The organism is Streptomyces sp. NRRL B-24572 (assembly GCF_002156145.1).
Classification (GTDB): Bacteria; Actinomycetota; Actinomycetes; order Streptomycetales; family Streptomycetaceae; genus Streptomyces; species Streptomyces vietnamensis.
On sequence record NZ_MWIG01000326.1, the window covers coordinates 1 to 8897 of the forward strand.

Annotated in this window: 8 protein-coding genes; 3 read left to right on the forward strand and 5 right to left on the reverse strand. The window is 73.6% G+C overall.

The window, feature by feature from the left end; translation table 11 throughout:
- Nucleotides 1-158: 158 nt before the first annotated feature.
- Nucleotides 159-1085: a LysR family transcriptional regulator gene (locus tag CCN56_RS20240; protein ID WP_041128355.1), complete on the reverse strand. Its 927-nt coding sequence runs from the start codon at nt 1083-1085 to the stop codon at nt 159-161.
- A 70-nt stretch (nt 1086-1155) separates the two neighbouring features.
- Between CCN56_RS20240 and CCN56_RS20245 the strand changes: the two genes are divergently transcribed.
- On the forward strand, nt 1156-2328 hold the full coding sequence (locus tag CCN56_RS20245) for a TDT family transporter (RefSeq protein ID WP_086828760.1): 1173 nt from the start codon (nt 1156-1158) through the stop codon (nt 2326-2328).
- Here CCN56_RS20245 and CCN56_RS20250 read toward each other — a convergent pair.
- From CCN56_RS20250 to CCN56_RS20265, 4 genes are all read right to left on the reverse strand, one after another.
- Nucleotides 2255-2974 carry a helical backbone metal receptor gene (locus CCN56_RS20250; protein ID WP_179199915.1) on the reverse strand — a complete coding sequence of 240 codons (720 nt, stop codon included), beginning with the start codon at nt 2972-2974 and terminating at the stop codon, nt 2255-2257. The two genes, CCN56_RS20245 and CCN56_RS20250, sit on opposite strands and share 74 nt — an antisense overlap.
- Nucleotides 2975-2984: 10 nt before the next feature.
- Nucleotides 2985-3536, reverse strand: a complete 552-nt coding sequence (locus CCN56_RS20255) for a helix-turn-helix domain-containing protein (RefSeq protein WP_086828764.1) — start codon at nt 3534-3536, stop codon at nt 2985-2987.
- 142 nt (nt 3537-3678) lie between these two features.
- The gene (locus tag CCN56_RS20260; protein WP_086828766.1) at nt 3679-5493 is read right to left on the reverse strand and encodes an ABC transporter permease/substrate binding protein; all 1815 of its coding nucleotides are present in this window, start codon (nt 5491-5493) and stop codon (nt 3679-3681) included.
- The gene (locus tag CCN56_RS20265) at nt 5486-6559 is read right to left on the reverse strand and encodes a glycine betaine/L-proline ABC transporter ATP-binding protein (RefSeq protein WP_086828768.1); all 1074 of its coding nucleotides are present in this window, start codon (nt 6557-6559) and stop codon (nt 5486-5488) included. Before CCN56_RS20265 ends, CCN56_RS20260 begins: the two co-directional genes overlap by 8 nt.
- A 340-nt stretch (nt 6560-6899) precedes the next feature.
- Between CCN56_RS20265 and CCN56_RS20270 the strand changes: the two genes are divergently transcribed.
- The gene (locus CCN56_RS20270; RefSeq protein ID WP_086828772.1) at nt 6900-7805 is read left to right on the forward strand and encodes a 5'-3' exonuclease; all 906 of its coding nucleotides are present in this window, start codon (nt 6900-6902) and stop codon (nt 7803-7805) included.
- 90 nt (nt 7806-7895) lie between these two features.
- Complete coding sequence (locus CCN56_RS20275; protein WP_086828770.1) at nt 7896-8732, forward strand: siderophore-interacting protein; 837 nt, start codon at nt 7896-7898, stop codon at nt 8730-8732.
- Nucleotides 8733-8897: the final 165 nt, after the last annotated feature.

The following is an 8897-nucleotide window of genomic DNA, read 5'->3' on the forward strand; positions in this document are numbered from 1 at the left end:
CAGCCGCATCCGCTCCATGGAACGCCAGCTCGGCGTCTCCCTGCTCGACCGCTCGCCGCACGGCTCGGCGCGGGTCCCACGGGTGCGGGGCCGCCGCCCAAGCAGGGCGCAGCCCGCACCGGGCGCGGGGCCCGGGGCGCATGAGCGGGCCGGGTCGGTCAGCCTCGGGTCAGTGACAGCAGGTCCCGCGCCGGGCCCGTAGGCCGGTGCCCCGCCGGCCAGACCGCGCGGAGGTCGCGCCGGAGGAGGACCCCCTCCACCGGGATGGCGACCAGGCGGCGCGACGCCAGTTCCTCCGTGATCGCCAGCTCGCTGAGGACGGCCGGCCCCGCCCCGCTCACCGCCGCCGCCTTCACCGCGGTCGTGGAGGCGAGTTCGAGGAGCGGTTGCGCGAGGCCTCCGTGCGCGGAGAGCGCCGCGTCCAGGACCTGCCGGGTGCCCGAGCCGCGTTCCCGCAGGACCAGCGGGGTCGCGGCCAGCTCCGCCGGGTCGAGCGGGCGCCGTCGCCGGGCCCACGGGTGCGAGGGCGCGGCGACGAGCGCGAGCCGGTCGTGCGCGACGACGACCCCGTCGAGGCCGTCCGGCACGGCGAGCCCCTCGACGAAGCCGACGTCGGCCTCGCCCGCGAAGAGGCGTTCCGCGACGGCCGCCGAGTTCCCGGCCTGGAGCGACACGGCGGTGTCGGGCCGCTCGGCGCGCAGCGCGATGAGCCAGCCGGGCAGCAGGTACTCGGCGATCGTCATGGACGCGGCCACCCGCAGCCGCGAGTCCCGCCGCCCGCGCAGGGCCTGCGCGCCCGCGTCGAAGGCCTCCGCGGCCTCCACGATCCGCCGCGCCCAGTCGGTGACGAGGGCGCCCGCGTCGGTGAGCCGGGAGCCGCGCGGCGAGCGGTCGAGCAGGGCGACGCCGAGCTGGCGTTCCATGGAGCGGATGCGGCTGCTGGCGGCGGGCTGGGTGATGCCGACCTCGCGGGCGGCCGCGCCGAGGCTGCCGTGCCGGGCGACGGCCAGGAGCAGTTCGAGCGCGCCGAGGTCGGGGACCCGGTGGGAGAGGGGGTTCGGGGGCTCGCCCGGCTCACTGCTCATAAAGTCAGCTTATGGCCTCATAGCCGCAACGTCCCTGGTGGGGCGGGTTCCTGCGCGAAACGATCGTCACATGGCAAGCCACGTACCTTCCCTCCCCGCCCTCCGCGCAGGCGCAGGCGCCACCACCCCCGGCGCCCGGGCGGCCCGTTCCGTCCGCCACCTCGGACCCAACTGGTACGCCTCCGTCATGGGCACGGCCATCGTCGCCAACGCGGGCGCCGCCCTCCCTGCGGACGTCCCCGGCCTCCGTACCGCATGCGCCGCCGTCTGGGTCCTGTCGCTCGCGATGCTGCTCGCCCTGGTCGCCGCCCGGGCCGCGCACTGGGCCCGCCACCGGGACCAGGCCAGGGCCCATCTCATGGACCCGGCGATGGCGCCGTTCTACGGCTGTCTGTCGATGGCGCTGCTCGCGGTCGGCGGCGGCGCGATGATCGTGGGCCGGGACTGGATCGGGCTCCCGGCGGCCGTCGCCCTCGACACCGTCCTGTTCACCGCCGGCACGGTGATCGGCCTGGTGGCCGCAGTGGCCGTCCCGTACCTCATGGTCGTGCACCACCGGATCGAGGGCGCGTCGCCGGTGTGGCTGCTTCCGGTCGTGGCCCCCATGGTCTCGGCCGCGCTCGGCCCGCTGCTCGTGCCCCACCTGCCCGCCGGGCAGGCCCAACAGACGCTCCTGATCGGCTGCTACGCGCTGTTCGGCGTCAGTCTGCTCGCCACCCTGGTCATGCTGCCGCTGGTCTTCGGACGGCTCGTCACCGGCGGCCCGCTGCCGCTCGCGCTGACCCCCACCCTCTTCCTGGTCCTCGGCCCGCTCGGCCAGTCGACGACCGCCGCGAACAAGTTCGCCGACACGGCCGCGGGCGTGCTGCCCGCCCCGTACGCCCACGGTTTCGCCGCCTTCGCCGTCCTCTACGGGGTCCCCGTGATGGGCTTCGCACTGCTGTGGCTGGCGCTCGCCGGGGCGATGGTGCTGCGGGCGCGGCGGCGGGGCATGGGCTTCGCGATGACCTTCTGGGCGTTCACCTTCCCGGTCGGGACCTGTGTGACCGGCGCCGAGGGCCTGGCTCGGCACACCGGTCTGGACGTCTTCCGGTGGCTCGCGATCGGCCTGTACGCGTTCCTCGTGGCGGCCTGGCTGGTGGCCGGTTTCCACACCGCGCGGGGGCTGTTCAGCGGTGCGCTGCTCGCAGGGCCCGGGCAAGTTCCCGCGGGGCCTCGGCCAGTGACGGCCCGTACCAGGTGAGCATGCGCCCGTCGACGAGGGCGGCGGCGGTCCCGGGGAAGGCCTCGGGGCCGTCGTCGCGCGTGAAGCGGTAGGGCTCGTCGGGCAGGACGACGAGGTCGGGCGCGGCCGCGCGGAGTTCGTCCAGAGGAATCCTCGGATAGCGGTCGGGATGGTCCGCGTAGACGTTCCGGACGCCGAGGCGGGCGAGCAGGTCGCCGGCGAAGGTGTCGCGGCCGAGGACCATCCAGGGCCGCCGCCAGATCGGTACGACGGCGGTGCACGGCTCCACCGGGGTCACGGCCTCCCAGGCGGCCTCGGCCTCCACCAGCCAGCGGGGCCGCCGGGGCGCCCCGCACGCGGCGAGGACCCGTTCCAGTTCCCGCAGCCCCTGGTCGAGGGTGCGGATCTCGGTGACGAGGACGTCGAGCCCGGCGGCGCGCAGGGCGGCGAGGTCGGGGGCGCGGTTCTCCTCCTCGTTGGCGAGGACGAGGTCGGGCCGGAGCGCGGCGATCGCCGTGACGTCGGGGTTCTTGGTCCCGCCGATGCGGACGACGTCGAGCCCGGCGGGGTGGCCGCACCAGTCGGTGGCGCCGACGAGGACGCCGGGCGCGGTGACGGCGACGGCCTCGGTGAGGGAGGGTACGAGCGACACGACCCTCGGCATCACCACGTACTCACTGCTCCTCGGCCTCGACGTGGTCGCCGACCGCCACGACGAGGAGCCGGGTGCCGGGCTCGGTGGCCCGCCAGCGGTGCCGTACGCCGCCGGAGAGGTAGAGCGTGTCGCCGCGGCCGAGGTGGTACGCGCGGCCCTCGGCCTCGACCTCGGCGGCGCCGTCGGCCACGTAGAGGAGTTCGTCGTTCCGGTGCTGGAACTCGCGGCCCGCGTCCTGCTCGCCGGTGAACTCCAGGGCGTGCAGCTGGTGGCGGCCGCGGACCAGCGCCCGTACGCCGACGGGCATGCCGGGGGAGCGCTCCCCGGACCGTACGACGTCGACGGTGCGGGAGGCCTCGGCGGCGGCGAGGAGGTCGCCGACCGTGGTCTCCAGGGCCTCGGCGACGAGTTCGAGGGAGCGGCGGCTGGGCCGGGCGCGCTCGTTCTCGACCTGGCTGAGGAAGGGCACGGAGAGGCCGCTGCGGGAGGCGACGACGGCCAGGGTCAGCTGGAGCGCTCTGCGGCGCCTCTTGACGGCCGCGCCCACGCGGGGTGCTTCCTTCTCGTCCATGTCGGCTCCCTCCCTCTGCTCGTACCGGTCGGTTACCTGAACCTTACGCAGCTTTGGGGCGGGGTTTCGCGTCGTGACGAAAAGGGGTGGCCGCCGAACACGTTCGGCGACCACCCCTTTTCAGCCAGTGAAGAAGGGACGGTTACTGCGGGGCGAGCTTCTCCGCGAGGCCGGGGTTCCGGTCCAGCCAGGTGCGGACGGCCTGCTGCTCCTTGCCCTTGCCGGTCTCCTGGATGACGGCCTCGAGGTCCGTGAGCTGCTTCTCGGTCAGCGAGAAGTTCTTCAGCCAGGCGCCGACCTCGGGGTTCTCGGTGGCGAAGCCCTTGCGGGCGAGGGTGTGGACGCCGTCGCCCTTGCCCCAGGAGCCCTTGGGGTCCTTGAGCTTCTTCAGGTCGTGGGCGGAGTAGGCCCAGTGCGGGGACCAGAGGGTGACGACGACGGGTTCCTTGCGGTCGTACGCGCGCTTCAGCTCGGCGAGCATGCCGGGCGTGGAGCCGTCGACGACCTTGTACTCGCCCTCCAGGCCGTAGTCCTTGAGGACCTTGTCCTTGAGGATGCCCATCATTCCGGCGCTGGGCTCGATGCCGACGATCCGGCCCTTGAACCGTCCGGCCTTCCCCTTGAGGTCGGCGAGGGAGTCGACGCCCTTCACGTACGAGGGGACGGAGAGCTCCAGGGAGGTGGGGCCGTACCAGGAGCCGAGGTCCTCCAGCTTGTTCTGGTACTTCTTCCAGTACTGGGCGTGGGTGACGGGGAGCCAGGCGTCCGTCTGGAAGTCGACCTGCCCGCCGGCCAGGCCGGTGTAGAGGGCGCCGGCCTCCAACTGCTTGGTCTCGACCTCGTAGCCGCGGCGCTCCAGGAGCTCCTTCCACAGGTACGTGGAGGCGATGCCCTCGTCCCAGGGGATGTAGCCGATGCTGACCTTCTTGCCGTGGCCGCCGTTCGGGCCGGAGGCGGTGGTGGAGGTCGCGCCGCCGTTGCCGCCGAGGAAGCCCGTGCCGCCGGCCGCGAGGGCGAGGACGACGACGCCGACGAGGGCGGTGACGGGCTGCGGCCGGTGGGCCCAGAGCTTCGCCCCGGCCCGCTTGGCGCCGAGCGCGGCGCGGGCCTTGGCGGCGGCGCGGCGGCCCAGCGGGGAGACCTGGCGGCCGAGGGCGCCGGTCATCCGGTCCAGGTACATGGCGAGGACGACGATGGAGACGCCGGCCTCGAAGCCGAGGCCGATGTCGACGTTGCCGATGGCGCGGTAGACGGCGCCGCCGAGTCCGCCGCCGCCGACCATGCCGGCGATGACGACCATGGAGAGGCCGAGCATGATGACCTGGTTGACACCGGCCATGATCGTCGGCAGGGCGAGCGGCAGCTGCACGCGCAGCAGCGTGTTGCGCGGGGTGGTGCCGAACGCCTCGGCGGCCTCGACGAGTTCGCCGTCGACCTGGCGGATGCCGAGTTCGGTCATGCGCACGCCCGGGGGCAGCGCGAAGACGATGGTGGCGATGATGCCGGGGACGACGCCGACGCCGAAGAAGATGATGCCGGGGATGAGGTAGACCATCGCCGGCATGGTCTGCATGAAGTCGAGGACGGGCCGCAGGACGGTGCTGACGGTCTTCGAGCGGGCCGCCCAGATGCCGAGCGGGACGGCGATCACCAGGGTGACGAGGGTGGCGACGAGGACGAGGGAGAGCGTCGCCATGGCCTCGTCCCACAGCTGGACCGAGTCGACGAGCGCGAAGCCCGCGAAGGCGAGGACACCGGCGGCGAGGCCGCGCAGCCACCAGGCGACGACGGCGAGGACGCCGGCGAAGAGCAGTGGCTGGGGTGCGGACAGGACGGCGTCGATGCCGTCGTAGAGGCCGGTGACGCCGGTGCTGACGGCGTCGAAGAGCCAGGAGAACTGGGCCTGGAGCCAGTCGACGGAGCTGTCGACCCACTGGCCGAGGGGAAGCCTAGGCACGGGCGGTCACCTCCCGGGCCTCGGTGAGCGGGGCGTTCGTCGCGGCGACACCGCCCATGACGGCGAGGAGGCGTTCGGTCGGTACGACTCCGAGGACGGAGCCGTCGGTGTCCTCGACGGTCACGGGGTGCGGGGCCAGGGCGGCCACGGCGCACAGGTCGGCGACGAGCGTGTCGGGTCCGACGGCCCGGCAGGCGCAGTCCTCCGGGCAGTCGGCCGGGGCGGTGTCCGTCATGACGGCGGCGGCGGTGAGCACCCGGGAGCGGTCGACGTCCTGGATGAAGGAGGCGACGTAGTCGTCGGCGGGGCGGACGAGGATGTCCTCGGCGGTGCCGAGCTGGACGATCCTGCCGTCGCGCATGACGGCGATCTTGTCGCCGAGGCGCATGGCCTCGTTGAGGTCGTGGGTGATGAAGACGATGGTCTTCTTCAGGCGCTGCTGGAGCACGAGGAGCTGGTCCTGCATGTCGCGGCGGATCAGCGGGTCGAGCGCGCTGAAGGACTCGTCCATCAGGAGCAGTTCGGCGTCGGTGGCGAGGGCGCGGGCCAGACCGACGCGCTGCTGCATGCCGCCGGAGAGCTCGTCGGGCCAGGACTTCTCCCAGCCGGCGAGGCCGCACAGCTCGAGGGCCTCGGCGGCGCGGGTCTCGCGCTCGGCGCGGGGCACGCCCTGGACCTCGAGGCCGTAGGCGGCGTTCTCCAGGACGTTTCGGTGCGGGAAGAGCGCGAAGTGCTGGAAGACCATGCTGATCTTCTTGGAGCGGACCTCGCGCAGCTCGCGGGGGGAGAGCGCGGTGAGGTCGTGGCCGTCGTAGAGGACCCGGCCCGCGGTCGGTTCGAGCAGGCCGTTGAGCATGCGGAGGAGGGTGGACTTCCCGGAGCCGGACAGACCCATCACGACGAAGATCTGGCCGGGGTCGACGGTGAAGCCCGCGTCGACGACGGCGGCGGTCGTCCCGTCGGCCCGCAGTTCGTCGCGGTCGGCACCGGCGGCGAGCCTGCGGACGGCTTCGTCGGGTCGTCTGCCGAACACCTTGTACAGATGGTCGGCCTGGAGCCTGGACACATACACCTCACGGGTAGGAACGAAGAACGGCCTCACCACCCCCGCGTGGCCGGCCGTGGAGCGGGCGGGATCGGCCCGCGGGCCCGTCGCGTACGGGGATCCTTTTCGTTGAATCCCGTACCGGGTTCCGCTCCGGGCTCGCGCATGCCCTGCTTCACAAGGTGCAAACGCAAAGGTGACGGGGGTCACGCGTGCGCATCCGGGAGGGCCCGGCGCGCGGAGCGGAGGGCGCTGTCGGTGGGGTGCGGACCGATCGGAGGGCGCTGTCGGTGGGATGCGGACCGATCGGAGGGGCGCTGTCGGTGGGGTGCGGCATGATCAGGGGGTGACGCGACGCCTGATGCTCCTCGACACCGCCAGCCTCTACTTCCGCGCGTACTTCGGCGTGCCGGACTCCGTCCGGGCGCCGGACGGCACCCCGGTGAACGCCGTGCGCGGGCTGCTCGACTTCATCACCCGGCTCGTCCAGGACCACCGCCCGGACGATCTGGTGGCCTGCTGGGACGAGGACTGGCGGCCGCAGTGGCGGGTGGACCTGATCCCCTCGTACAAGGCGCACCGGGTGGCCGTGGAGACGGAGACGGGCCCGGACGAGGAGGAGATCCCTGACACGCTGTCGCCGCAGGTGCCGGTGATCGAGGAGGTCCTGGCGGCGCTCGGCATCGCGCGGGTCGGGGCGGCGGGGTACGAGGCGGACGACGTGATCGGGACGCTGGCGGGCCGCGCCGGGGGGCCCGTGGACATCGTCACCGGCGACCGCGACCTGTTCCAGCTCGTCGACGACGCCCGGGGCGTCCGCGTCCTCTACCCGCGCAAGGGCGTCGGCGACTGCGACCTGGTGGACGCGGAGCTGATCCGTACGAAGTACGGGGTGCGACCCGACCAGTACGCGGACTTCGCCGCGCTGCGCGGGGACGCGAGCGACGGACTGCCCGGCGTGAAGGGCATCGGCGAGAAGACGGCGGCGCAGCTGATCACGGAGTACGGGGACCTGGCGGGCGTCCGGGCGGCGGCGGAGGACCCGGCGTCGAAGCTGACGCCGGCGAAGCGGCGCGGGATCGTGGAGGCGGCGGCGTACCTGGACGTGGCGCCGACGGTGGTGCGGGTCGCCGCCGACGTGCCGCTCCCCGAGTTCGACCCGGCCCTGCCGACCGCCCCCCGCGACCCGGCCGCCTTGGAGGCGCTGGTGAAGCGCTGGAACCTGGGCGGCGCGGTGGGACGCCTGCTGCCGGTCCTGGAGCACTGAGGGCGGGGTCACACCGGCCGCACCGGGCCCCTCTTGCCACGGGATGCTAGCTTAGGCATACCTAAGTATGCAGAGTCAGGGGAGCTCGTCGTGGCAGAACAGTCGACCCGCAAGGCACCGAAGGCCACCGAAGCGCGCGTGGTGCACACCGAGCGGATCACTCCGCACATGGTGCGGGTGGTGCTGGGCGGCCCCGGGCTCGACGGCTTCGCAGCGGACACGTACACCGACCACTACGTGAAGCTCCTCTTCGCCCCGGAGGGCGTCGCCTACCCGGAGCCGTTCGACATCGAGCGGATCCGGACGGAGTTCCCCCGGGACCAGTGGCCGACGACGCGGACGTACACGGTGCGGGCCTGGGACCCGGTCCACCGCGAGCTGACCATCGACTTCGTGGTCCACGGCGACGAGGGCCTGGCGGGCCCGTGGGCGGCGCGCGCCCGGGCGGGCGAGACGGTGCGCTTCCTCGGCCCCGGCGGCGGCTACGCGCCGGACCCGGCGGCGGACTGGCACCTGCTCGCGGGTGACGAGAGTGCCCTTCCGGCGATCGCGGTGGCCCTGGAGCAGCTGCCCGAGGGGGCGAAGGCGCACGCCTTCATCGAGATCGCGGACGCGGCCGAGGAGCAGAAGCTGGCGACGGCGGCGGGCATCGAGGTCACCTGGCTGCACCGGGGCGGCCGCCCGGTGGGCGAGGCACTGGTCGAGGCGGTCACGGCCCTGGACTTCCCGGCGGGCGACGTGCACGCCTTCGTCCACGGCGAGGCGGGCTTCGTGAAGGAGCTGCGCCGGCACCTGCGGCTCGACCGGGGCGTGGCGCGCGAGCGCCTGTCGATCTCGGGCTACTGGCGCCTGGGCAAGTCGGACGAGGGCTGGCGCGCGATGAAGCGCGAGTGGAACGACCAGGTGGAGCGCGAGCAGGAGAACTGAGCCGAGGGGCGGGGCCACACGAGGGCCCCGCCCCTTCGGTCATCCGCCCGTTCCGGGCCCGGGGCGACGAAGACCCCGGGCCCTTTCGTCCCTCCGGACCCCTTCACCCCCGCACCCCTTCGCCTCCCGGGCCCCCTCGCCCCCGGGCCGCTCCGTCCCCGCACC